We start from the raw sequence: 22656 nt of genomic DNA on the forward strand, positions 1-22656 counted from the left end.
ACGCGTTGCCAAGGAGAATGATATGCATAAATGGCGCTCTTTAGTGACCGCCGCACTGCTTTGCGCGACGGGCGCTGCCGGTGCGGTAGAAACTCGTACCGAAAACAACGGCCAACTGATATTGCAGGACATTCCACAGGTACCCCAGAGCATCATTGATGAACTGAACCGCTATCAAAATGTACGATCAGCCAGCTTCCGCGGCTGGGATATAGATGGCAACGGAATGTATGTCAGCACCCGCTTTGGCGAGGTGAATCAATTACACAAAGTAGATCGCGCCGGTGGCGCCCGCCGCCAGTTGACCTTCTTCGAAGAGCCTATCGGCAGTGTCGCCACACGTCCGGATCACGAGCAACTGGCATTCACTATGGATGCTGGCGGGAATGAATATACACAAATATTTCTATTTGATACGCACAATGGCCAGAGTGAGATGATCACTGATGGCGAATCCCGAAACGGCGCTATCCTCTGGAATAAGCAAGGCTCCGCCATGGCCTATCAGAGTACTCGCCGCGACGGTAAAGCCAATGATATCTGGCTCACCACTTTTGACGGAGCTAAGAAAGAAGACCGCCTGATTCTGAAATCAACAGATGGCAGTTGGTGGGGGCCAGGCGGCTTCTCACAATCCGGTAGCCAACTGCTCGTGTTGCAGTATGTTTCCTCCACTCGATCCAAAGTCCACCTGCTGGACCTAGATAGCGGAGAACTGAAACTGCTCGCCGGGGATGACGATGTAGACTCCCGCAATTTTCCCGTTGGCTTTAGCCACGACGACCGCTCTGCATTCCTGATGAGTGATAAAGGGGGAGAATTCACCCAGCTGATTCGCAAAGACTTAGCCAGTGGTGATGAAAAAGTCATTACCGCTGATATCCCCTGGGACATCAACGATTTTGTTCTCAGTGAAGACGGTCGTCGCGGTGCCTTCGTGGCTAACGAGGGGGGTATGTCCTCACTCTATCTCTATAACCCGCGCAATGACCGCTATCGCAAGATCAATTCCCTCCCGATTGGCGTTATCGGCGGCATCGAGTTCAATCCTCGAGGCGATAGGCTGGCAATGTCCCTGAATACCCCAAAAACCCCTACAGATACTTTTGTTTTAGAGCTGGGCCGTCGTCCACTCTCCAGTGGTGACCTCAACCGCTGGACATTTAGCGAAGTCGGCGGCCTCGACACCGAGCAGTTTGTCGAACCCCAGCTGGTGCACTATCCAACTTTCGACAAGGTAGATGGCAAGCATCGGGAAATTCCAGCTTTCATGTACAAACCACGCAACGCTAAAGGTCCGGTGCCAGTCATTATTTCCATTCATGGCGGACCCGAGGGGCAGTATCGCCCGCTGTTCTCCAGCACCTATCAAATGTGGTTGGAGGAGCTTGGGGCCGCAGTAATTGCTCCCAACGTACGCGGTTCTGCCGGCTACGGTAAAAGCTACCTGGCCATGGACAACGGGTATAAGCGCGAGGACTCGGTGAAAGACATCGGTGCCCTACTGGACTGGATCGCCACCCAACCAGACTTGGATGCCGAGCGGATTGCTGTCTTCGGCGGTAGCTATGGCGGCTATATGGTGCTGGCCAGTAGTGTCTACTACTCAAACCGCCTGAAAGCTGCTGTAGATATTGTCGGCATCTCTAATTTTGTCACTTTCCTCACCAACACCAAGAGCTACCGTCGAGACTTACGCCGGGTAGAGTATGGTGACGAACGCGATCCGAAGATGCGGGCCTTCCTGGAAAAAATCAGCCCCAACAATAATGTGGAGAAAATCCAGGTGCCGATGTTTGTGGTACAGGGACAAAATGATCCTCGAGTACCTGTTACAGAAGCCGAGCAGATCGTGGACGCCCTGCGTGAAAACGGCAACCGGGTTTGGTATATGAACGCATTAAACGAAGGACACGGTTATCGCAAAAAGGAGAATAGCGATGCCTTTACTCAAGCTACGGCATTGTTCTTTGCAGAACATTTGCTCGGCGAAGAGCGGAAAAAGAAACTGGCGCTGAAAAATTAATACGAACCCTCTAACGAAAACGGCCCTTTGGGCCGTTTTCATATCAATTCTACTAGCACCTTTTTAATCACTGCCAAATAGGGGCGCCTCTATTATCGCAAGGAGATTTAAGGCAATTGCCACCAGCTACAACCATTGTCGGCTCTCCGGCCACAGCGATCGGGTTACCGTATTACTAAGGAAGTCGGTAATCATTGACATCTTCGGGAAGTAAAATGAGAGAAGGCAAATAAATGCTAGCCACTCAAGTGCCAACCAAGTGGTCCACAAGTTCTGCGCCATTGATAAAGCCATTACAGCACACAGGGTTAATCCCAGTAATACCACCTCGAGATTCCCTGATTTCGTCATTCCATTTCCCTAAAAGTTTTGGGTAAAACACAGCCCCATTTACGCAGAATAATTACGAGCGCCAAAAATATCTGTGCCGATGCGCACAATGGTGGCGCCACAGGAAATCGCTGCCTCCATATCCCCGGACATTCCCATCGACAGGGTATCCATGGTTTCGTTAGGAAATTCTTCACGTAAGTGCTGCAACAAGCTGGCTAGCCTGGCAAAGGGCTCTTGTTGAGCGGTAATACCCTGTCGCTCAGCGGGAATCGCCATCAACCCGCGTAAACGAAGCCCAGGTAGTTTCACCACTTCACGCGCCAGAGCCACCAAATCCTGTGGAGCTATGCCAGACTTGCTCTGCTCGCCATCGATATTCACTTGCAGGCAGATATTGAGAGGGCCCAGGTTTTTGGGGCGCTGCGATGAAAGACGCTGGGCAATTTTCAGCCGGTCGACTGTATGCATCCATTGGAACCTCTCGGCAACCGCACGGCTTTTGTTCGACTGCAACGGCCCAATGAAATGCCAGTGAATATCGAGATCAGAAAGGGCATCCTGTTTTTCCAGGGCTTCCTGCAAATAGTTTTCGCCAAAGTGGCGCTGGCCAGCCGCGTAGGCGACTCGCAAATCTTGTGGGGGTCGCGTTTTGGAAACCGCCAGCAGAGTGATTTCTGCCGGGTTGCGATCGCAGTTGTTGCAGCATGTCACAATCCGCTCACCTACTGCATTCAGGTTTTCGACGATTGTCTCTTTGCGCATATACTGGGGCCCTTACCGAAATAAGTGGCGATTTTACCTGAGCCCAAACAAGAACCATAAGGTAGCAGTATGGATATCACTGAACTCCTCGCCTTCAGCGCCAAGCAAAACGCCTCGGATTTGCACCTCTCCGCCGGTCTGCCACCGATGATTCGTGTGGACGGCGACGTGCGCCGCATCAACCTGCCAGCCATGGAGCACAAGCAGGTGCACGGCCTGATCTACGAGATCATGAATGATAAGCAGCGCAAGGATTATGAAGAGCTGCTGGAAACCGACTTCTCCTTTGAAGTACCTGGCGTGGCCCGTTTCCGTGTGAATGCCTTTAATCACAACCGTGGGGCCGGCGCTGTATTCCGGACTATTCCCTCCAAGGTACTGACCATGGAGGACCTGGGGATGGGCCAGGTCTTTAAACAGATCTCCGATACCCCGCGTGGCCTGGTGTTGGTGACTGGGCCTACCGGTTCCGGTAAGTCCACCACGCTGGCCGCGATGATGGATTACATCAACGACAACAAGTACGAACATATCCTCACCATCGAAGACCCAATTGAATTCGTACACGAGTCAAAAAAGTGTCTGGTAAACCAGCGCGAGGTACATAGGGATACACACGGCTTCGCCGAAGCTCTGCGCTCTGCATTACGTGAAGACCCGGACATTATTCTCGTGGGTGAGATGCGGGACCTGGAAACCATCCGACTGGCACTAACCGCCGCAGAAACCGGTCACCTGGTGTTCGGTACCCTGCACACCACCTCTGCAGCAAAAACCATTGACCGGGTTGTAGACGTCTTTCCTGCGCAGGAGAAAGCGATGGTTCGCTCAATGCTGTCGGAGTCACTACAGGCGGTAATCTCCCAAACCCTCCTGAAGAAAAATGGCGGAGGCCGTGTCGCCGCTCACGAGATTATGCGCGGCACCCCGGCAATCCGTAATTTGATCCGCGAGGACAAAATCGCGCAGATGTACTCGGCTATCCAGACTGGCGCCAGTGTCGGTATGCAGACCATGGACCAGTGCCTTGAGGATCTGGTGGCACGCCGTATCGTCAGCCGCGAAGTCGCGCGAGAAAAAGCCAAAATGCCGGAAAACTTCTAAGCGTTACAGCGCACCGGGGGCTCGCTGCAGGGCCCCTCAAAGTCAAAAATAAACGCGGTAAACACCCATGGAAATTGAAAGACTCCTACAACTGGTTGTAGAGAAAGGTGCATCGGACCTGTTTATCACCGCAGGCATACCACCCTCGATCAAACTGCACGGACGTGTTGTACCCTGCAGCAGTACCTCGCTCACACCAGAGAAAGCACGCGAACTGGTGGTGGGCACCATGAATGAGAAGCAGCGACGCGAATTCGCTGAACAAAAGGAACTGAACTACGCCATTGCCGTACGCAACGTAGGTCGCTTCCGGGTCTCGGCATTTTTCCAGCGCAACCTGGTGGGCATGGTGCTGCGTCGTATCGAAACGAAGATTCCCACGATTGACGGGCTTGGCCTGCCGGATGTACTCAAAGAGCTGGCGATGACCAAGCGTGGCCTGATTATTTTTGTAGGTGCAACCGGCACTGGTAAGTCTACCTCCCTTGCCTCGATGATTGGCCACCGCAATGAGAACTCCAAAGGCCATATCATCACTATTGAGGACCCGATTGAATTTATTCACCAGCATCGCGGCTGTATCGTAACCCAGCGTGAAGTTGGCCTGGATACAGAGTCCTTCGAAGTGGCCCTGAAAAATACCCTGCGTCAGGCACCAGACGTCATTCTGATTGGTGAGGTACGCTCCCGCGAGACAATGGACCACGCCATTGCCTTTGCCGAAACCGGCCATCTGTGTCTCTGTACCCTGCATGCCAACAACGCCAACCAAGCCCTGGACCGTATCATTCACTTCTTCCCGGCAGACCGCCACCAACAGTTGTTTATGGACCTGTCGCTGAACCTGAAAGCGATGGTGGCACAGCAACTGGTGCCAACACCTGACGGCGATGGCCGCCGGGCCTGCCTGGAGGTTATGATCAATACCCCGCTGATGTCGGACCTGATCCGCAAGGGCGAGGTACACAAAATGAAAGAATTGATGAAGCGTTCCGGCGAACAGGGTATGCAGACCTTCGACCAGGCCCTGTATGAACTCTACGACCGCGGCGAGATTACCTACGAGGATGCCCTCGCCCACGCTGACTCCTCCAACGACTTGCGCTTGATGATCAAACTCAAGTCCGAGTCCGATGCGGAATATTTGAATAGTGCCGCTGGCGAATTAAGCCTGCAAAATGATTCGGAATACGGCGATGGTGGCCCGCAACTGTATTAAAATTAAAGCCCATTAAGCCCGATCTCATCCAGGGGCACTGACAGCGCTGCCGTCAGTGCCTCCTCCGTATTTTTCAGATACCCTCCCTCATTCTTTAACAACAAAAAAAATCAAAGGTACCCCTATTTATTCCCAATAGTTCCCCCTTTTCAGGAGTTGCAAAGTGCCCCTTAAAAATAATATTGCCTTAGTCACCGGCGGAAGCCGTGGGATCGGTGCCGCAACGGCACGATTACTTGCCCAGCATGGATACCATATCGCCATCAGTTATCGGGAGAGAAAAGACTCGGCCGAAAGCCTGCTGAATGAACTCAAGGCCTTAGGTACTAAAGCAATCGCCGTACGTGCTGATATTTCATCAGAAGCCGATATCACCCACTTATTTAATGAAGTAGACCGGCAACTCGGCCCCCTTCAATACCTGGTGAACAATGCCGCGACACTCAAACCCCAAATGCGCGTTGAAAAAATGGAAGCGGAGCGAATTAACCAGGTACTTCGAACGAATGTTACTGGCACCCTACTTTGCTGCCGCGAAGCCATAAGAAGAATGTCGACCAAACAGGGGGGCAGCGGTGGTGCCATCGTCAATATTTCTTCTGCTGCCAGCCGCTGGGGCTCACCCAACGAATATATTGACTATGCAGCGAGTAAAGGGGCAGTAGACACCTTGACCATCGGGCTAAGCCAGGAACTTGCCAGCGAGGGAATCAGGGTAAATGGAGTACGGCCAGGTTTGATCTATACAGAGATGCATACTGCTGGCGGAGAACCAGATCGGGTGGAGCGGCTAAAATCTACGACCCCTCTAAAACGAGGGGGACTGCCAGAAGAAGTGGCCTCTGCGATAGCTTGGCTTTTAAGCAATGAATCGTCGTTTACCACTGGCTCATTTATTGATGTCGCAGGTGGGAAATAGGGCAAGAGTTTATGTTAGAAGCATTATCTTCACTGATTGCAGCCACAGGCCTGTTACTCGGCTCTCCCGGCCCCGCACCACTCGCTCTGGCAGCTTCAGGAGCAACCTTTGGAGTGAGGCAAAGTACCGGTTTCCTTATCGGTATCCTGCTTGGGTTATGCGTAGCCATTGTCGGTGCCACTGCCGGTGTAGCCGCCCTGCTTTCTGCCTGGCCCGAGGCTCGTTTGACAGTGCAGATATGTGGAGCACTTTACATTGGCTATATCGCCTTCAAAATTGCCACGGCACCGGTACTGGTTCAGGAACAGTCGGCAGCAGCCCAACCGCCATCCCTTTTGGATGGGTTTATTTTTAATCTGCTCAACCCAAAAGCCTACGCCGCTTTTTTTGCGATCTTTTCCCAGTTTCTACTGCCTATCGAAGAGAGCGGTTTCAGCTATCTTGCCACAGGATTGGTCTGCTTGATTGTCGCTGCTGTAGTGGATTTTATCTGGCTATACCTTGGGGGCAGCCTGCGGCCAGTTTTCCACAAACCAAAACAAGCGAGAGTAATCAGAGTGAGCTTTGCTCTATTGATGGTAGCTGCAGTATTGTTTGTTTTTCTGCGTTAAAAACTGAATACTCAGCATATCTCCGTAATTAGTGCTTTTACAGAAGGCAGCATGCGTCGGCTTACCAGCGGCGCCTCTGCTACACCATCCAACTCCACCCGATAATTTCCACCCTCCCTGCGCAAACCGGCGATATATTCCACAGCGACCAGGGCGCTGCGGTGTACGCGCACAAAGCGATCGCCGAACTCACTCTCCAACTCCTTAAGGGACTCATCCAAAATTGTTTCGCCGGCAAGATGGTGAGCTACCACATATTTACTATCGGCAACCAGGCAACGGATCGTATCCACTTCCAGTAATTCCACTCCCCGGCGGCTGACAGCTTTGATGCGGCTTCGATGATCGGATGCTTCTGATTCCTGCTCTTCCAGCATTTTTTGTTGGGGTTTGCTGAGGCGCTGTACCTTCGTAATAGCCTGGCGCAACAGCTCTAAAGTGACCGGTTTTAACAAGTAGCCCACTGCTGAAGTTGCGAATGCCGGCAAGGCAAATTCATCGTGGGCAGTGCAAAAAATAACTGCCGGTGGGCATTCGCGAACAGATAACTGTTGTGCCAATTCCAAACCACTGCCACCGGGCATTTCGATATCTAGCAATACAAGGTCCGGATCAAGTATCTGCACCTGCACTAGTGCGGTTTCAATATCGGCTGCCTCACCGATCACTGTGCAGTTATCGATCGCGGCCAATTGCCGCTGTAGGCGCGCACGGGCCAGGGGTTCATCGTCGACAATCAGGACTCGCAGCTGGGTCACTCCATCACCTCGGCTTTTCTAGTGGTAGATACAGCGGCCTTTGTCTCCCGCAGAGCCGCCTCCCGGGGAAACAAGGGTAGCTGCAGGGCCACTCTGTAGTGTCCATCCTCCCGACAGGCGGTAAACATAAAGCGATTGCCGTAATAAGCGGACAGGCGTTGGCGGATATTTTCCATCGCCATGCCATTATTTTCCCTGGAGGTGTGCACAGTTTCCTGGGGCAAGGGGTTTTCGATAGCAATCCTGAGAACACCACTTTCAACTTCAACTCGTACGTTGATTTCCCCACCTTCACGCAATTTAGCCACGCCGTGTAACACCGCATTTTCAAGCAGGGGCTGTAGCAACATACTGGGTAACTGGATGTCATTCAGTCCTTCACCCAATTGCCATTCTTGTCTCAGGCGATCCCCCAGACGCAATGCCTCGATCTCCAGGTAGCGCTGCGCCAGCAAAATCTCCTGCCGTAAAGGCACCAGTTTTGGATCGGCTAGGCTGGCCCTGAACAGAGCACACAAATCCTCTACCAGTCGTTCGGCACGATCTGGGTCCACAGCGATCAGGCTGGCCAAGCTATTCATACTATTAAACAGAAAGTGGGGACGGATACGGGATTGCAACGCCTCAATACGTGCGCCGAGCTCAGCTTGTTGCTGGTTATATAACTGCTGCTGCAAATAGGCGTAGCGCAAAACCACCCCAGAGCAAATGGCCCCCAGCAAGCAATCACTGGCCAGGCCCCACCAATCGAAATCGGCCTGTAACAGCAGTACGCGCAGATAGCGCTGTATTCCCATCACGCTTATCAATACCGCCAGCACCGCTATAAAGCTGATAGCACCGGCGCGCTTGTGCGAGAGCTTGGCCAAAAGGGGGCGCAGGCGGCAGAGTACAGCTGCAGAGGGCAATATCACCCACTGGATAACCAGGGAGATCAACCCCAGGCGCTGCCAGCTGAATTCTCGCAACCCATCCAGCGCCAATACCAGCACCAGGGCCAACAGTTCTCCCATCAGCACCAGTGCTGCCAGGGAAGTGACGCTGCACAAATCCGGCAGGAAAGGCAAAACACCAGGAAGCGCAGAATCCTTGTTATCAGTATCAGTTTTTCGAATTTTCTGCGATATAATGCCTGCCGGCCTGGAGTTTGACATGCAATTGTTATTCTTGACTGTCCCTAACGTTTAAAGCGCAAGATACCACCAAGCTCCCCGGCCTTTCACCTCACTGCAGCCAGGAAAACCATGAGCAACGAAAAAACCCCCACCGATTCCGCCAATAACCCGGCCGCCAAACTCTGGGGAGGCCGCTTCAGTGAAGCCACTGATGCCTTCGTAGAGAGGTTCACCGCCTCAGTCACCTTTGACCAACGCATGGCATTGGAGGATATCCAAGGCTCTCTCGCCCATGCCCAGATGCTCTCTGAGGTAGGGGTATTGAGTGCAGATGAATATCAAAAGATCGCCCATGGCCTGAAGGAAATAGCAGAGGAAATTAAGGCAGGGGAGTTCCCGTGGTCAGTGCAGCTGGAAGATGTGCACATGAATATCGAGGCGCGCCTGACTGAGCGCATCGGTGCCACCGGTAAAAAACTGCACACTGGCCGCTCCCGCAACGATCAGGTAGCAACGGATATTCGCCTATGGCTGCGGGGGCGCATCGATAGGATTGCAGGCGAGCTAAGCCGCTTGCAAACCGGCCTGGTAGCGCTGGCGGAACGCGAAGCGGGCACTATTATGCCGGGCTTTACTCACCTACAGAGCGCTCAACCGGTGACTTTTGGCCACCACCTACTGGCCTGGAACGCCATGCTTACCCGGGACTATGAGCGCTTGATGGACTGCCGCAAGCGAGTCAACCGCTCTCCCCTGGGCGCAGCCGCACTGGCCGGCACCAGTTACCCTATTGATCGCGCACGCACTGCTGAATTACTCGGTTTTGATGCCCCGACCGAAAACTCTCTGGATTCCGTCAGCGACCGGGATTTCGCCATTGAATTCTGCGCTTTCGCCGCGCTGCTGCTCACTCACCTTTCCCGAGCGAGCGAGGAGCTGGTCCTTTGGACTTCGAGCCAGTTCGATTTTATTGATCTACCGGATCGCTTTTGCACCGGCTCCTCCATCATGCCACAGAAGAAAAATCCGGATGTGCCTGAGCTGGTACGCGGTAAAACCGGCCGTGTAAACGGGCACCTAGTCGCCTTACTGACTCTGATGAAAAGTCAACCGCTGGCATATAACAAGGACAACCAGGAGGATAAAGAACCGCTGTTTGACGCCGCCGACACCGCTCTGGATTGCCTGCGCGCGTTTGCAGATATGATACCGGCTCTCAAGGCGAAAAAAGACAATATGCTGGAGGCGGCCGCCAAGGGCTTTTCCACCGCGACGGACTTGGCGGATTACCTTGTACGCAAAGGTGTTGCCTTCCGTGATGCCCATGAGATCGTCGGTCAATCAGTATCCTTTGCCATTGAACAGAACAAGGACCTGGCTGAACTAAGCCTGGAGCAACTACAACAATTTTCTGCTGAAATCAGCGAGGATGTATTTGAAGTGCTCACCCTTGAGGGCTCGGTGGCCGCCCGTGACCATATCGGTGGTACCGCACCCAATCAGGTACGTGCGGCCTGTGCGCGCGCACGTGAAGCAATCAAACAGCGCTGTTAGTGGATTTGAAGTTAAAGCCCGGCTTTCCGGGCTTTCTAAAAAGCCAAATTACTGCGGTTAGGGCCTAAGCCCCAAGCTGACCTCTTCGCCCTGCTGCTCACTCAGCACACGATCAAGCAGAGTGGCCAGATCCTCCCCGGTAGTGCCGCATTTCCAGCCGGGGTTTTCAAAGGCCAGGTGATAACCGCCGGATTTAGCTGCCACCCACAATTCGCGACTGGCCGACTGGCGAGAGAGAATCACCTGGCTTCCATTATCCTCCAGCGTAAGAGTTAAAACCGACCCACTACGCTCGTAATCGATGTCCCAATCACACTCATCCAGGGCATCCTCTATCGCCATCAGGCTCCGCTCAATGGCCGCTTCGTATTCCGCTTGGCTCATCTTTTGTTACTTCTGTTACCGTCTACTGTGATGAATTTATTCGGCCGCTATACTATCAGGCTTTTGCCGAACACCGCTTCGAAAGCCCGAGCGCAGGATGTCACCCATGCCGAAAAAAATACTTCTCCCGCTCCTCACGCTGCTAGGTGCCTCCGCACTGATTGCAGGCTGTGGCCAGAAGGGCCCGCTGTACTTACCTCAGGCACCGGCAGAGCCCGCGCCGAGTATTACTACTGGTCCGCCCAATACGGCGCCTACCAGCAGCACTGCAGTGGAGCCCAGTGGACCAGCCATTGAACCGGCCGGTGAAGCTGTGCCTGAACCATTAGGAGAAGAGCCGCTGTATGAAGAATACCCAGAGGAGCAAGAAACTGAGAAATGAGTGAATTCAGTTATCGCAACGGCAGCCTTTGGGCTGAAGACGTCTCCCTCGAGCAGGTTGCCGAGCAATTCGGCACTCCCACCTATGTATACAGCCGCGCTCATTTTGAGCGGCAATACCGGGCCTATGCCGATGCCCTGGGCAACCATCCCGGCCTGATCTGCTACGCGGTCAAGGCTAACAGCAATCTTGGCATACTCTCATTACTGGCTCAGCTGGGGTCAGGCTTCGATATCGTCTCTGGCGGTGAGCTGGAGCGTGTATTACTGGCAGGCGGTGATCCCTCACAGATAGTCTTTTCCGGTGTGGGCAAAACTGCCAATGAGATGCGCCGCGCCCTGGAAGTGGGTGTGCACTGCTTCAATATCGAATCTGAAGCTGAATTGCTGCGCCTGGAGCAGGTAGCTGCCGAATGCGAAACCGTCGCCCCAATTTCCCTGCGCGTAAATCCTGATGTCGACGCGCAAACTCACCCCTATATCTCCACCGGTCTCAAGGAAAACAAATTCGGCATCGCTATTGATTGTGCCCTGAAAGTCTATCTAGGTGCAGCCAAGTCCCCCCACTTGAAAATAATTGGTGTGGACTGCCATATCGGCTCTCAGCTCACTGAAGTCGCACCTTTCCTCGATGCCCTGGATCGACTCCTGGTTTTGGTAGATGACCTCGCCGATAAAGGCATCCAATTAGAGCATTTGGACCTGGGCGGCGGCCTGGGCGTGCGCTATCGAGGTGAAGAGCCCCCACCGGTGGCGGATTACCTCGAGGCAGTACTTAAGCGCATTGGCGATCGCAATCTCGGCTTGGTCCTTGAACCAGGGCGTTCAATCGCCGCCAATGGCGGTGTGCTTCTGACCCGCATTGACTATCTAAAGCGCACGCAGGAGCACAATTTCGCCATCGTTGACGCGGCAATGAACGATAATCTGCGTCCGGCCCTGTACCAGGCCTGGCAGGATATAGTGCCGGTGACCCCCGATCACGGGGAAAACGCCATGTGGGATATCGTCGGGCCAGTATGCGAAACCGGTGATTTCCTCGGCAAAAACCGGGCCCTGACTCTACGACAGGGTCAGCTGCTAGCCATGCTCTCTACCGGTGCCTACGGATTTACCATGAGTTCCAACTACAATAGCCGGCCACGGGCAGCGGAAGTGCTGGTCGACGGTAGCAACACCTACCAGGTAAGGGCGCGGGAAAGCTTTAGCGACCTGGTGCGGGGAGAAACCCCGGTACCGGAGAAAGCCTGATTCTTTGTGGCGAAATAGATGTCAAAATAAAGATTTTAGTGCCACCATCTCTGGGGGCTACGCGAACACCCCACAGGCAGGCTGTTCGATACTTATAAAATCTCGACATATTGGTAATGCCAATCGATGGTGACCAGGTGGACCAGGAAACACCTGTGTCGCCACGGCATATTCGAGCCTGAGAGGCATCCATATCCGTCAGGTACACAAAATCATTAGAGAAATGGAATGCGCGTTAAATTCAGCAAGATGCATGGGCTTGGCAACGATTTTGTGATGCTCGACGGCATCAGTCAAAGAATCAAACTATCCCCCGACAAAATTCGTCGAATTGCCGACCGCTGCCTGGGCATTGGTTGCGATCAGGTTTTACTGGTGGAATCTCCCCGCGACCCCGATGCAGACTTCCGCTACCGAATATTCAACGCCGATGGCAGTGAAGTGGAAAATTGCGGAAATGGCGCGCGTTGCTTCGCCCGATTTGTGCGCGACCGCCGCCTCACCGGCAAGAAGCGTTTAAAAGTCGAAACGGCCGGTGGCATCCTGCAACTTAAAGTCATGGATGGCGACCAAGTAAGCGTCAATATGGGCGCACCAGTGCTGGAGCCGGAACAAATCCCCTTCAGTGCCGATCGCTACGCTGACAGTTACCCCATTGATGTCCTTGACGAGACATATACCATCGGTGCCGTATCTATGGGCAATCCCCACGCGGTACTGCTGGTTGAGGATGTACAGCAAGCCCCAGTTGACCAGTTGGGACCGCTAATTGAAGCTCACCCGCGCTTCCCACAAAAGGTCAACGTGGGCTTTCTACAAATCGACTCCCGTGACGAAGCGCAACTGCGTGTGTTTGAACGAGGGGTGGGAGAAACTCGTGCCTGCGGCACTGGTGCTTGCGCGGCAATGGTTTATGCACACCAGCGCGGGCTTGTGGATGAAAAGGTTGAAATTCACCTTCCCGGTGGCAAGCTGACAATTCACTGGAGTGGGCCAGGCCAGCCGGTTACTATGACCGGGCCCGCAACAACAGTTTTCCACGGGCAAATCATTATTTGAATAATTTTGCGGGCAAGATGGCGGCTATCCGACCTCCCGGGGAACTCTGTAGTACCTTTCGATAGTGGGTCCTTACCCACTGGGACTGTCATTTCACCCAAAACCCGCGCCAATAATGTAAATGGACCATGATGGAACAGACAGACGCCAATCAGAGCTCTGAAGAGATTGTCGCCGGCAGTCACAAGGAAACACAGCGGGATGACAAGCTTCTAGCTCGGCAGGTGGCTCGCTACCTGATGCAAAACCCCGAATTCTTTGTCGACCGGATGGACCTACTCGAAACCATCAAGCTACCGCGGGAAAATGGGAAGACCGTGTCTCTGATGACACATCAAACCAACCTCTTGCGAGAGCGCAATATTGAAATGCGCCAGCGCTTGGACCAACTACTGCACAATGCCCGTGACAACGACCAACTCTTCTTTAACAGCCGCCGCCTGATCCTAGCCCTTCTTGAAGCTCAGGACATCGGCGAAGCAACAGACGCTCTCTATTCCAGCTTTGCTAATGATTTCAATGTGGAATTCACCAACCTGACCCTATTTGGGCCACTACCCAGTGCCCGCAGCCTGGGACAGGTACAAACCAGCTCACACGCAGGTGCAGAAACGGCAATTGGAGGAATTTTGCGTAATGGTCGCCCAGTATGTGGTGCCTTACGCCCCGGCGAGAAAGAATTCCTTTTTGGTGAAAGCTGGCAGGATGTCGCTTCCGCGGCGGTGGTTCCCTTAGGTAACCAGTTGGGCGTGCTCGCCGTTGGCTCTTCTGACCCTCAGTACTATCGATCAAGCCTCGGCACCCTGTTTCTTTCCTACATTGGCGAAGTATTAGAGCGCCTGCTGCCCAGTCTGATGGGGCGCTGAGACTGCACCTTCCAAAGCCCGGAAGGATCTTTAAAAAGGAATTGCCGCCATCCTCACTGCAGGGGCGGCAATCCCTCAGGCGCTAAATAGGGCGACTGCCGTATTTAGGCTGCGGTTTACGCGGGGGATCGGCAGTAACTTCCGGGTCAATTTCACTAATTGCCCCGCCGCTGGCGAGAAATTCCTCCACATCCGTGCTCAACTGGCTTCTGGCACGTTCACGGGAGGTAATAGAGCGTTCTTCGGCAAATTCCTCAGACTCTTTGCTGCGGGAGTTCTTGCCTTGATCTTCATAACCATCTTTCATAGCAAAACCCTGTAACCCTTACTCCTGTTACAGAGGGAGTACCTCTGTGCCGCCCCTTCCCGCGGCGAGAATGAAACCGAAAGCCACAATCTGTGGCGATCCCCTACCGCATCAAAGCGGCGATTAATATATAGGCACTCTCGATCTGAGCCGCCAGCCACAAGCAGCCGGTACAGTAGAGTTTTTTGTTGGGACAAAAACCGGGGAATATTACGGTTTGCTATGGGGAATTTAGCGACAATACGGCAGCCCACCATTGCAAATAACCTAAAGGCATCTAGGAGGACTAAGGTTTTGAAACAACAAAGCCCCGGAAGGGGCTTGTATAGGCACCAGACACAGATGGCCTGAGAGAAGAGAATAACTAAGTTTGCTGCCGATTAAACAGCCTCAGATCCGGTTTCGCCGGTCCGAATACGGATCACTTCTTCCAGTGCTGTAATAAAGATTTTTCCATCACCAATCTTCCCGGTCTGTGCAGCTTTGGTAATCGCTTCAACAGCAGAGTCCACCATATCGTCGTCGACCGCTAACTCCAGCTTAACCTTGGGTAGAAAATCCACCACATACTCAGCGCCACGGTAGAGCTCCGTATGCCCTTTCTGGCGACCAAAGCCCTTTACTTCAGTTACTGTCATCCCCTGAACCCCAACCTCAGACAATGCGGTACGCACGTCATCCAATTTGAAGGGCTTTACAACGGCCGTAATCAATTTCATTTCTTGTATTTCCCCTGATTTGTCTTCTTTGCGGGAACCTCAGTCAGATAGCGCCCCTACATGGGGCAGTATCGTCGCAGGACAACTATTTGCTCATAAATTCCGGGTAAGCTTCCATACCACATTCAGCCAAGTCAACACCCTCTTGTTCTTCATCTTCGCTGACACGAATACCGGTCACCAACTTAAGCAGATACCACACGGCAAAGGAAGTGACAAAAACCCAGAAGAAAATAGTCAATGCACCAACGAACTGGCCAATAAAAGAGGCACCTTCATTGGTCACTGGAACCAATAACAGACCAAGCAAGCCGACAACACCGTGCACAGAAATAGCACCAACCGGATCATCAATTTTCAACTTGTCCAAAGTGATAATAGAGAAAACTACCAGGACTCCAGCAACCATACCGAACAGGGTCGCCTGTAACGCAGTCGGCGTAGATGGTTCTGCAGTAATAGCCACCAAGCCGGCCAAGGCTCCATTCAACAACATAGTGAGATCAGCCTTCCCAAATAGCAGGCGGGCAGTAATTAGTGCGGCTATAGCCCCACCTGCTGCAGCGGCATTGGTGTTGAGAAATACCATAGCCACAGAATGCGCGCTGGCTGCATCTCCCAGCTTCAACACGGAACCGCCATTAAAACCAAACCAGCCCATCCACAAAATAAATGTACCAAGGGTTGCCAGCGGCAAGTTTGCACCGGGAATGGCATAGACCTGCCCATTGGGACCGTACTTACCTTTTCGGGCACCCAACAGTAGAACACCTGCCAGCGCGGCAGCAGCACCAGCCATATGAACAATGCCGGAACCGGCAAAGTCAGAGAAGCCAAAATCACTCAAACTGTACAGTCCAAATACATCTTTGCCGCCCCAGGTCCAGGAACCCTCAAGCGGGTAAATAAACCCTGTGAGCACTACAGCAAATGCGAGGAAGCTCCAAAGCTTCATGCGCTCTGCAACGGCACCAGATACAATGGACATTGCGGTAGCAACAAATACTACCTGGAAGAAAAAGTCGGAAGCACCGGAATATACCGAGTCCCCTTCAAAGCCATTCTTGGCAGAGTCGGCCAATACACCTTCAAGACTAAAGGCCTCTATGCCTGCAAGCATCCAGCTGCCATCATACATAATGGCGTAACCGGTCATCAGATACATAATGCATGCAATTGCAAATAGCGCGACATTTTTAGTCAGAATTTCAGTGGTGTTTTTTGAGCGCACCAGGCCTGCTTCTAACATGGCGAAGCCTGCAGCCATCCACATCACTAGTGCACCACACATTAGAAAATAAAACGTATCAATTGCATATTGCAATTGAAATACTTGATTCTCCATCTCTCTCTCCGTTTAATTCTTAGAATTTTAAAATTATTTATTGATTATTACTGACTCAAATAGCTTCACTACCGGTCTCTCCAGTACGTATGCGAACCACCTGTTCAAGATTAGCCACAAAAATTTTGCCGTCGCCGATTTTTCCGCTTTGTGCACTGGAGCCAATTACTTCCAATGCTTCATCCAGTTGCTCCTCAGTTACAGCAATTTGCAACATGGTTTTAGGCAAAAAATCCACTACATACTCTGCGCCCCGATATAATTCTGTATGGCCTTTTTGCCGGCCAAATCCTTTCACTTCACTGACTGTAACGCCTTTAACACCGGCCTCTCGCAGAGCATCCCGCACTGAATCCAATTTGAAGGGCTTGATAATTGCAGTAATCAGTTTCATGGATCTCCCCCACAAAAAAATAATGCCCGCTAACAATTGCGGGCGTTTTTATTACCAGGCGTAGGTTGCTCCAGCGAGCAAGGTGGGTTCACACCAGTCGGTATCGAAACACTCTCTGTCGCTCACATCAGTGCCAACAAAAGCAGCGCTCAGAGTAAGGCCGCCAAAATTTTTACTGAGAGTTGCGGAGTAATCGATATAAGAGTCGGATTCGTACAGAAATATTTCTTCATCAAATAGGTTTAAACCAACATGAAGGTCTAAACTAAAATCAGAAGGCAAAGAAAAGCTGTAACCTGCATATGGATAATAAAAATTGCCTGAATCGGCCCAATAATCATCTGAATATGCAAAACCTAATGTTAGATCGGAGAAGGTTAGGCTTCCATAGATCTCTTGATAATCTTCATCGCGACCACTTCCATGATAGGCGTAATAAATATATCCAATATCATAGCTTATAGATTCATTAATTTCTGTGGAGTAACCACCGTAGAAATCTTGCTCATAATCAGTTTCATCACTGCCATAATCAAAATCCACTTGGGAAGCCCAGGTACCCAAATAAAAGCCATTGCCAACATCCAGATCCATTCCAGCCTGAATTACTGGCCTTCCATTACTTTGACTAATACCTCGAAACTTGTAATCTGAAACCAATCCAGCATTAACACTGAAACTTGGATCACTTTGCTCGGCAAAAGATATATTGCTAATAGCTAGTGCTAGGGCAGCGCCAGAGAAGACAGTGGCGATTTTGTTCATTTTAGTTTTCACCTTTAATCCTCCAAGATTTATTAAGTCTGAAATTTTTTGATTCTTGAAATGGCGCCGCCTGCAACCGGTCCTTTACTGTCGGGTATGACAGAGGGTCTCTTGCGTCTTGTGAACCGCTACTTTCCCGGACTCCCAGTGATCGTAAATGGCACACCTGCCCTGACTGTTTGCAGAGTTGATGCCAAAGCCGCAGCACTCAATAAAATCAATGAGTTAGATAAGAAAATGAGAAATTGAAATAAATACGAACAGAGCGCCCGCAAACCAGTGCGCACCAAGATGGCTCCAATTGTCGGTATATGCACAGAAGTGGGGAGTTCCTGCAGGAGCAAAGTTCAGAATAGTGCACCTTTAGGCAACTGTTGCGGCAAAACTCTGTGGGTTACAATCCAGTGCCAAAAGATATGAATTACTCAGTAAGGAGTTGCCTGTGGCTGCGGATAAACTGCAACAGCTACTGAAAGAACTGCAACAACAGGGCGCAGTGGTCAGCAATGACCTACGCAACGCTTTGGAAGTGTCTCTGGATAAGCTACCGCTGGTATCCCAGCGCGAATTCGATACCCAGGTGGAAATATTGAGGCGCACCCGTGAAAAACTGGCGCGCCTGGAAGATAAAGTGGAAATGCTGGAGCAAGCTCTGGCACAAAGGGATAACCAAGCCGAAGACTGAACTCTCCGGCAACCATTTCAGGAATGAAATTGTGAGCCTCTCAGTAACCCATGCCCGAGCCCAGTTAGGGGTATCTGCCCCACTAGTTACCGTAGAGACTCACTTGGCCAATGGCCTCCCCGCATTTCATATAGTGGGCCTTCCTGAAGCGGCAGTGCGAGAGAGTCGCGATCGGGTGCGCAGCGCCCTGATCAACAGCCATTTTGAGTTCCCCCAGCGTCGTATCACAGTCAATCTCGCCCCCGCCGACCTTCCCAAAGAAGGTGGTCGCTACGATCTCGCCATTGCCATAGGCATACTCGCTGCTTCGGGGCAGGTTCCCGCTGAAGCCTTGGAAAACTACGAGTTTATCGGGGAATTAGCCCTTACCGGCGCTCTACGTGAAGTGAGCGGTAGCTTACCCGCTGCCATTGCCTGCGCGGCCGCCGGACGCAAACTGGTAGCTCCCCGGGAGTGCGGAGCTGAAGCAGCACTGGCTGAGGGTGAAACTCTAATCGCCAGCTCCCTGCTGCAGATCTGCGCGGAGTTGCATGGACGTGAAAGCCTGTCCCAAGCCGTAAAATCTCAGGAGGAGCCCACCATCCAGTGCGCAGACCTCGCAGATATTCGCGGTCAGCTTAAAGCCAGACGCGCCCTGGAAGTAGCCGCAGCCGGGGGGCACAACCTGTTGTTCTATGGCCCTCCGGGAACAGGCAAAACCATGTTAGCCAGTCGTCTGCCCGGTATATTGCCACCACTCACAACTGCCGAGTCGATTGAGGTCGCCGCTGTCTACTCCAGTGCCGGTATGCCTCACCAAAGCCAGAGACCTTTCCGGGCTCCACATCACAGCGCTTCACCAACCGCTTTGGTCGGTGGCGGCAGTACTCCAAAGCCAGGTGAAATCTCACTCGCCCATTGCGGAGTATTGTTCCTCGACGAGATGCCAGAATTTCCCCGTCACGCCCTGGAAATCCTGCGGGAGCCCCTGGAGAACGGTGAAGTGCGCATCTCCCGTGCACGCGCCCAGGTTACTTATCCCGCGAATTTTCAACTGGTAGGCGCAATGAATCCCTGCCCATGCGGCTACTTGGGTGAGCCCCGCTGTCGCTGCACTCCGGACCAGATAGACCGATATCGCAATAAACTGTCTGGCCCCTTGCTGGATCGTATCGATATGCAGATTGAGGTTGGTGCTATGAATGCTGTGCAACTGCAGGATGCAGCTCCTGGGGAACCATCCGAAAGTGTGCGGGTAAGGGTTTGCGCTGCACGGCAACTACAGGTTCAAAGGCAAGGACGTACCAACAACCTTTTAAAAGGGGCAGAGCTGGAAAAACACTGTATCCTGGGGGATAAAGAGAAACATCTACTGCGCCAATCAGTGGAAAAACTGGGCCTTTCCGCACGCAGTTACCACCGAGTGCTCAAAGTGGCTCGCACCCTGGCGGATCTCGCCAAGCAAGAAACGATAAGCTCTACGCAGATTGCCGAGGCTCTGGCTTACCGAAACCTTGATAGACGCCAGGTGGCCAGCTCTTTCAATTAGGTAATTCCTATAGACCAGAATCCTGTCATTTAATGCTGATAGGTGACATTTCCCTAGATTGCTACATCAGCCACTAGCGGTTGACGTCTTTTGATATATAGTTATCATGATAACTATATTGATACTTTGGAAAAGCGACGGTGAAAAGCCATCTATTTATCATTGCCAAAATCTCACCAAAGGCGGAGTTCTTCGAACAAGCCAAACGGGCAATCCTATCCATAGTTCCAAATACCTTGGAAGAGGAGGGCTGCCTGCAGTTTGCTGTACACCAGGATAAGAAAAGCTTGTTTTTATACGAAGAGTGGTGCAGCCAGGAAGACCTCGATAGGCATTACGCCATGCCCTACATCGTACCGATTTTTGAAGCTTATAAAGACTGGTTAAAAGAACCTGTAGAAATCAATAAGCTGGAAAGATTGGTGTAGCTCCCTATGTTTTTTCTTAAAGAACTACCTTCACAACAAATGGTGGAAGGCTATGCAAAGCAGTTTTCTGTAAATAACCCCAAAGCGATTCAGGATGCTCTCACCATAATGCGGGATGCGAGCCTGCTTTTGCGGGAGCTGGAAAGTTATTTTTCCGACCATGGGACATCCCAACTACGGTTTTTGATAATGATCGTTATCGACCGGGAACCGGAAAGAAATAGCTTACTGGTTTCGGAGATTGCAGAGCGTATCGATATTTCCCGGCCAGTAATGACGCGCACACTTAAAAGTATGGTGGAGGATAGACTCATCACCATAAAAGCAGATTCCAGTGACGGCCGGGCTAAATGTGTAGCACTCGCTACAGACGGAAAGTACTTTTTACAAAAAATATTGCCCGGATACTTCCGGATGATATCCAATTTTATGGAAGGCTTAAAATAATGAATAAATCTATACTACATGCCCTGTGTATATGGGCATTGGTTTATCCGATTGTCACTCTTTTACTATTGGCAATAAAAGCACTGGATCTACAAATTGCGACAGGACTGAAATCCCTGATCATGACAGGAATTCTCGTCCCCCTAATGTATTTCTATCTTGTGCCAAAAGTACATCGCTTGTTGGAAAAGTAAATATAAAAGCAGAAGACGGATGGCAAATATAAGGGCTAAATCCCAGCTTGGTTATTAAGCTGGGGATATTCAACCAAGCTTACATTGGCCAAAGAAAAAATTCTGAGTATATTTATCGCTAATTACTACTGGGGGAACTGACTAATATATGCCCCTGCTTAACACCAATATAAATCTTATCGAGAAACCCAAGATCCTCCAGAGGGTTACCCTCTAATATTAAGAAGCTGCCCTCCGCACCTTCAGAAAACGAGCCCAAGTGGCGCTCTGGGAACATCCACTTTGGAGTATCCATAGTTAGGGACTTCAGCAATACTTCTCTCGGTGCAATATCCAGAGTATCCAGGTAACGAATTTCACGAAGCACCGTACCGGAGAAGTTGTCACTCCCCATTAATAAGGGTACGCCCGCATTGCGTAAACGAGAAAGATTATCTTTTTGAACCGTCTGGATTTCCTTCAATTCATCTTCAGGATAGCTATGCTCAGAAGGCACACTGGCAGTAGCAATCAGCTTGGTACCTTGCTTAGCAGCCGCAGCAATAACAGCATCGCTTAACACATAATCCCGCCTATCAAACCCTTCATTTCTTGCGATTCGATACCCGGGCAAATGACCCAAGATATCTACACCCGCTTTTATAGCTACCATAGCATCATGAGCGGTATCCACATGAGCCACCACCGGAATCCCCAATTTATGCGCACGCTCGACAATAACCGGCACCAGCTTAGGATTGAGGCCATTAACTCCAAGGTATTTCTTATCACCATGGCGCTCCTCAAATTTTTCACTGCCAACAAGTATAATTTTAATAAAAGAGGGATGGTTAGCTTTAACTTTCTCCCATATTTGATCTAGATCCCCTTTTTCCTCTGCCACCATGACCATTTCCTGGGCGCTTTTTAATTCATCATTGGTGACATTTTTTTTACCATTTAAAATCATCCTTAGGGGATGGCCATCAGAAGCCGTTATGCAGTCTGAGGCAAATAAAACATCCATGGTATCTTCACCGCTAAACTGCGTTTCCAACCCCTTACCAAAGCTGCACATCTGCACACTGTAAAAAACTCCGGACTTCACTTGCAAGGCCCCAAAATTCTTAATACCCCAAGGGTTTTGCAGATTGTGATTATGCCCCTCGGCATACGGTGGTACTACAAATTTTCCTCTGGCATCAATGATGTAATCAACTTCTTGTGGCCGAGTCTTGGTCAAGAGGCCATTATCATCAACAAACCAGATCGCTGGCTTAAAACCCATTCCATCAAACCACTTCCCCCCTTCAATGGCAAAGGTATCAGCGTTGGCAACCTGCTGATATAGAAGCAAAGAAAAAATATAAGCCAATTTCAAAAAATAAAATTGAGATCCAGCATTCTGCTTGGGATACTTTTTGAATAATTTTGTAAACATCACATATTACCCTGCAATAACTATTACAATCTAAATCCAGTAAGGGACGTTAAAAATTTAACCATGTAATTTCATATGCCCA

General features: G+C 51.3%; 26 protein-coding genes. 15 read left to right on the top strand and 11 right to left on the bottom strand.

Translation table 11 applies throughout. The features are described from left to right. Nucleotides 1-22 precede the first annotated feature (22 nt). Nucleotides 23-2026, top strand: coding sequence for a S9 family peptidase (locus tag G367_RS0113535; protein ID WP_020413676.1), 2004 nt, complete (start codon nt 23-25; stop codon nt 2024-2026). Between the two features lie 126 nt (nt 2027-2152). Here G367_RS0113535 and G367_RS0113540 read toward each other — a convergent pair whose 3' ends face one another. Together G367_RS0113540 and G367_RS0113545 are read right to left on the bottom strand one after the other, a co-directional pair. After that, nucleotides 2153-2377, bottom strand: coding sequence for a hypothetical protein (locus G367_RS0113540; RefSeq protein WP_020413677.1), 225 nt, complete (start codon nt 2375-2377; stop codon nt 2153-2155). A 39-nt stretch (nt 2378-2416) separates the two neighbouring features. Then, entirely contained in the window at nt 2417-3121 is a 705-nt protein-coding gene (locus G367_RS0113545; protein ID WP_020413678.1) for a YggS family pyridoxal phosphate-dependent enzyme, read from the bottom strand. A gap of 69 nt (nt 3122-3190) precedes the next feature. Between G367_RS0113545 and G367_RS0113550 the strand changes: the two genes are divergently transcribed. The 4 genes from G367_RS0113550 (at nt 3191) to G367_RS0113565 (ending at nt 6974) form a co-directional block, all read left to right on the top strand. Next, nucleotides 3191-4225 carry a type IV pilus twitching motility protein PilT gene (locus G367_RS0113550; protein ID WP_020413679.1) on the top strand — a complete coding sequence of 345 codons (1035 nt, stop codon included), beginning with the start codon at nt 3191-3193 and terminating at the stop codon, nt 4223-4225. 67 nt (nt 4226-4292) lie between these two features. Then, nucleotides 4293-5444, top strand: a complete 1152-nt coding sequence (locus tag G367_RS0113555; RefSeq protein WP_020413680.1) for a PilT/PilU family type 4a pilus ATPase — start codon at nt 4293-4295, stop codon at nt 5442-5444. Nucleotides 5445-5607: 163 nt separating this feature from the next. Further along, nucleotides 5608-6363, top strand: coding sequence for an SDR family oxidoreductase (locus G367_RS0113560; RefSeq protein ID WP_020413681.1), 756 nt, complete (start codon nt 5608-5610; stop codon nt 6361-6363). Between the two features lie 11 nt (nt 6364-6374). Next, nucleotides 6375-6974, top strand: coding sequence for a LysE family translocator (locus G367_RS0113565; protein ID WP_020413682.1), 600 nt, complete (start codon nt 6375-6377; stop codon nt 6972-6974). Nucleotides 6975-6985: 11 nt separating this feature from the next. Here the strand turns inward: G367_RS0113565 and G367_RS0113570 are convergent, their stop codons facing one another. Beyond that, a complete protein-coding gene (locus tag G367_RS0113570; RefSeq protein ID WP_020413683.1) occupies nt 6986-7732 on the bottom strand; it encodes a LytR/AlgR family response regulator transcription factor in 747 nt (248 codons plus the stop codon). After that, nucleotides 7729-8886, bottom strand: a complete 1158-nt coding sequence (locus G367_RS23875) for a sensor histidine kinase (protein WP_020413684.1) — start codon at nt 8884-8886, stop codon at nt 7729-7731. Before G367_RS23875 ends, G367_RS0113570 begins: the two co-directional genes overlap by 4 nt. Before the next feature lie 90 nt (nt 8887-8976). On the opposite strand from G367_RS23875, the gene argH reads away from it, so the two are divergent. Next, complete coding sequence (argH, locus tag G367_RS0113580; RefSeq protein WP_020413685.1) at nt 8977-10401, top strand: argininosuccinate lyase; 1425 nt, start codon at nt 8977-8979, stop codon at nt 10399-10401. 57 nt (nt 10402-10458) lie between these two features. Here the strand turns inward: argH and cyaY are convergent, their stop codons facing one another. Further along, nucleotides 10459-10785 carry an iron donor protein CyaY gene (cyaY, locus tag G367_RS0113585; RefSeq protein WP_020413686.1) on the bottom strand — a complete coding sequence of 109 codons (327 nt, stop codon included), beginning with the start codon at nt 10783-10785 and terminating at the stop codon, nt 10459-10461. A 106-nt stretch (nt 10786-10891) separates the two neighbouring features. Between cyaY and lptM the strand changes: the two genes are divergently transcribed. The 4 genes from lptM (at nt 10892) to G367_RS0113605 (ending at nt 14342) form a co-directional block, all read left to right on the top strand. After that, the gene (gene lptM, locus G367_RS23880; protein ID WP_020413687.1) at nt 10892-11167 is read left to right on the top strand and encodes an LPS translocon maturation chaperone LptM; all 276 of its coding nucleotides are present in this window, start codon (nt 10892-10894) and stop codon (nt 11165-11167) included. Continuing rightward, on the top strand, nt 11164-12417 hold the full coding sequence (gene lysA, locus G367_RS0113595; RefSeq protein WP_020413688.1) for a diaminopimelate decarboxylase: 1254 nt from the start codon (nt 11164-11166) through the stop codon (nt 12415-12417). The genes lptM and lysA overlap by 4 nt, the downstream gene beginning before the upstream one ends. A 228-nt stretch (nt 12418-12645) precedes the next feature. Continuing rightward, entirely contained in the window at nt 12646-13476 is an 831-nt protein-coding gene (gene dapF, locus G367_RS0113600) for a diaminopimelate epimerase (RefSeq protein WP_020413689.1), read from the top strand. Between the two features lie 128 nt (nt 13477-13604). Then, on the top strand, nt 13605-14342 hold the full coding sequence (locus G367_RS0113605; RefSeq protein WP_020413690.1) for a DUF484 family protein: 738 nt from the start codon (nt 13605-13607) through the stop codon (nt 14340-14342). 82 nt (nt 14343-14424) lie between these two features. On the opposite strand, the gene G367_RS0113610 is transcribed toward G367_RS0113605, so the two are convergent. The 5 genes from G367_RS0113610 to G367_RS0113630 all read right to left on the bottom strand — a co-directional run bounded on the left by G367_RS0113610 (nt 14425) and on the right by G367_RS0113630 (nt 17872). Further along, nucleotides 14425-14649: a hypothetical protein gene (locus G367_RS0113610; protein ID WP_020413691.1), complete on the bottom strand. Its 225-nt coding sequence runs from the start codon at nt 14647-14649 to the stop codon at nt 14425-14427. A 380-nt stretch (nt 14650-15029) separates the two neighbouring features. After that, nucleotides 15030-15368: a P-II family nitrogen regulator gene (gene glnK / locus G367_RS0113615; RefSeq protein WP_020413692.1), complete on the bottom strand. Its 339-nt coding sequence runs from the start codon at nt 15366-15368 to the stop codon at nt 15030-15032. An 85-nt stretch (nt 15369-15453) separates the two neighbouring features. Next, nucleotides 15454-16713: an ammonium transporter AmtB gene (locus tag G367_RS0113620; protein WP_020413693.1), complete on the bottom strand. Its 1260-nt coding sequence runs from the start codon at nt 16711-16713 to the stop codon at nt 15454-15456. Nucleotides 16714-16768: 55 nt separating this feature from the next. Then, nucleotides 16769-17107, bottom strand: a complete 339-nt coding sequence (locus G367_RS0113625) for a P-II family nitrogen regulator (RefSeq protein ID WP_020413694.1) — start codon at nt 17105-17107, stop codon at nt 16769-16771. Between the two features lie 51 nt (nt 17108-17158). Then, nucleotides 17159-17872: a TorF family putative porin gene (locus G367_RS0113630; protein WP_040628955.1), complete on the bottom strand. Its 714-nt coding sequence runs from the start codon at nt 17870-17872 to the stop codon at nt 17159-17161. A gap of 442 nt (nt 17873-18314) precedes the next feature. On the opposite strand from G367_RS0113630, the gene G367_RS0113640 reads away from it, so the two are divergent. The 5 genes from G367_RS0113640 (at nt 18315) to G367_RS0113660 (ending at nt 21154) form a co-directional block, all read left to right on the top strand. Continuing rightward, the gene (locus tag G367_RS0113640) at nt 18315-18557 is read left to right on the top strand and encodes an accessory factor UbiK family protein (RefSeq protein WP_020413697.1); all 243 of its coding nucleotides are present in this window, start codon (nt 18315-18317) and stop codon (nt 18555-18557) included. Nucleotides 18558-18588: 31 nt separating this feature from the next. Then, the gene (locus tag G367_RS0113645) at nt 18589-20085 is read left to right on the top strand and encodes a YifB family Mg chelatase-like AAA ATPase (RefSeq protein WP_020413698.1); all 1497 of its coding nucleotides are present in this window, start codon (nt 18589-18591) and stop codon (nt 20083-20085) included. 140 nt (nt 20086-20225) lie between these two features. Continuing rightward, the gene (locus G367_RS0113650; RefSeq protein WP_020413699.1) at nt 20226-20513 is read left to right on the top strand and encodes a putative quinol monooxygenase; all 288 of its coding nucleotides are present in this window, start codon (nt 20226-20228) and stop codon (nt 20511-20513) included. A gap of 6 nt (nt 20514-20519) precedes the next feature. Beyond that, on the top strand, nt 20520-20960 hold the full coding sequence (locus G367_RS0113655; protein WP_020413700.1) for a MarR family winged helix-turn-helix transcriptional regulator: 441 nt from the start codon (nt 20520-20522) through the stop codon (nt 20958-20960). Further along, on the top strand, nt 20960-21154 hold the full coding sequence (locus G367_RS0113660) for a putative antibiotic biosynthesis monooxygenase (RefSeq protein ID WP_020413701.1): 195 nt from the start codon (nt 20960-20962) through the stop codon (nt 21152-21154). The genes G367_RS0113655 and G367_RS0113660 overlap by 1 nt, the downstream gene beginning before the upstream one ends. 118 nt (nt 21155-21272) lie before the next feature. On the opposite strand, the gene G367_RS0113665 is transcribed toward G367_RS0113660, so the two are convergent. Further along, a complete protein-coding gene (locus G367_RS0113665) occupies nt 21273-22574 on the bottom strand; it encodes an amidohydrolase family protein (protein ID WP_020413702.1) in 1302 nt (433 codons plus the stop codon). Between the last annotated feature and the right edge of the window lie 82 nt (nt 22575-22656).

Origin of the sequence: Microbulbifer variabilis ATCC 700307, from assembly GCF_000380565.1 — a bacterium.
Lineage (GTDB): Bacteria > Pseudomonadota > Gammaproteobacteria > Pseudomonadales > Cellvibrionaceae > Microbulbifer > Microbulbifer variabilis.

Excerpts from the sequence above, each read along its gene's own strand:
- G367_RS0113535 (WP_020413676.1), top strand. The coding sequence starts at position 23 with ATGCATAAATGGCGCTCTTTAGTGACCGCCGCACTGCTTTGCGCGACG.
- G367_RS0113625 (WP_020413694.1), bottom strand. The coding sequence starts at position 17,107 with ATGAAACTGATTACTGCAATTATCAAGCCCTTCAAATTGGATTCAGTG.
- G367_RS0113620 (WP_020413693.1), bottom strand. The coding sequence starts at position 16,713 with ATGGAGAATCAAGTATTTCAATTGCAATATGCAATTGATACGTTTTAT.
- G367_RS0113660 (WP_020413701.1), top strand. The coding sequence starts at position 20,960 with ATGAATAAATCTATACTACATGCCCTGTGTATATGGGCATTGGTTTAT.
- cyaY (WP_020413686.1), bottom strand. The coding sequence starts at position 10,785 with ATGAGCCAAGCGGAATACGAAGCGGCCATTGAGCGGAGCCTGATGGCG.
- G367_RS23875 (WP_020413684.1), bottom strand. The coding sequence starts at position 8,886 with ATGTCAAACTCCAGGCCGGCAGGCATTATATCGCAGAAAATTCGAAAA.
- G367_RS0113565 (WP_020413682.1), top strand. The coding sequence starts at position 6,375 with ATGTTAGAAGCATTATCTTCACTGATTGCAGCCACAGGCCTGTTACTC.
- lptM (WP_020413687.1), top strand. The coding sequence starts at position 10,892 with ATGCCGAAAAAAATACTTCTCCCGCTCCTCACGCTGCTAGGTGCCTCC.
- G367_RS0113555 (WP_020413680.1), top strand. The coding sequence starts at position 4,293 with ATGGAAATTGAAAGACTCCTACAACTGGTTGTAGAGAAAGGTGCATCG.
- G367_RS0113550 (WP_020413679.1), top strand. The coding sequence starts at position 3,191 with ATGGATATCACTGAACTCCTCGCCTTCAGCGCCAAGCAAAACGCCTCG.
- argH (WP_020413685.1), top strand. The coding sequence starts at position 8,977 with ATGAGCAACGAAAAAACCCCCACCGATTCCGCCAATAACCCGGCCGCC.
- lysA (WP_020413688.1), top strand. The coding sequence starts at position 11,164 with ATGAGTGAATTCAGTTATCGCAACGGCAGCCTTTGGGCTGAAGACGTC.
- G367_RS0113630 (WP_040628955.1), bottom strand. The coding sequence starts at position 17,872 with ATGAACAAAATCGCCACTGTCTTCTCTGGCGCTGCCCTAGCACTAGCT.
- G367_RS0113540 (WP_020413677.1), bottom strand. The coding sequence starts at position 2,377 with ATGACGAAATCAGGGAATCTCGAGGTGGTATTACTGGGATTAACCCTG.
- G367_RS0113610 (WP_020413691.1), bottom strand. The coding sequence starts at position 14,649 with ATGAAAGATGGTTATGAAGATCAAGGCAAGAACTCCCGCAGCAAAGAG.
- G367_RS0113545 (WP_020413678.1), bottom strand. The coding sequence starts at position 3,121 with ATGCGCAAAGAGACAATCGTCGAAAACCTGAATGCAGTAGGTGAGCGG.
- glnK (WP_020413692.1), bottom strand. The coding sequence starts at position 15,368 with ATGAAATTGATTACGGCCGTTGTAAAGCCCTTCAAATTGGATGACGTG.
- G367_RS0113665 (WP_020413702.1), bottom strand. The coding sequence starts at position 22,574 with ATGTTTACAAAATTATTCAAAAAGTATCCCAAGCAGAATGCTGGATCT.
- dapF (WP_020413689.1), top strand. The coding sequence starts at position 12,646 with ATGCGCGTTAAATTCAGCAAGATGCATGGGCTTGGCAACGATTTTGTG.
- G367_RS0113655 (WP_020413700.1), top strand. The coding sequence starts at position 20,520 with ATGTTTTTTCTTAAAGAACTACCTTCACAACAAATGGTGGAAGGCTAT.
- G367_RS0113605 (WP_020413690.1), top strand. The coding sequence starts at position 13,605 with ATGATGGAACAGACAGACGCCAATCAGAGCTCTGAAGAGATTGTCGCC.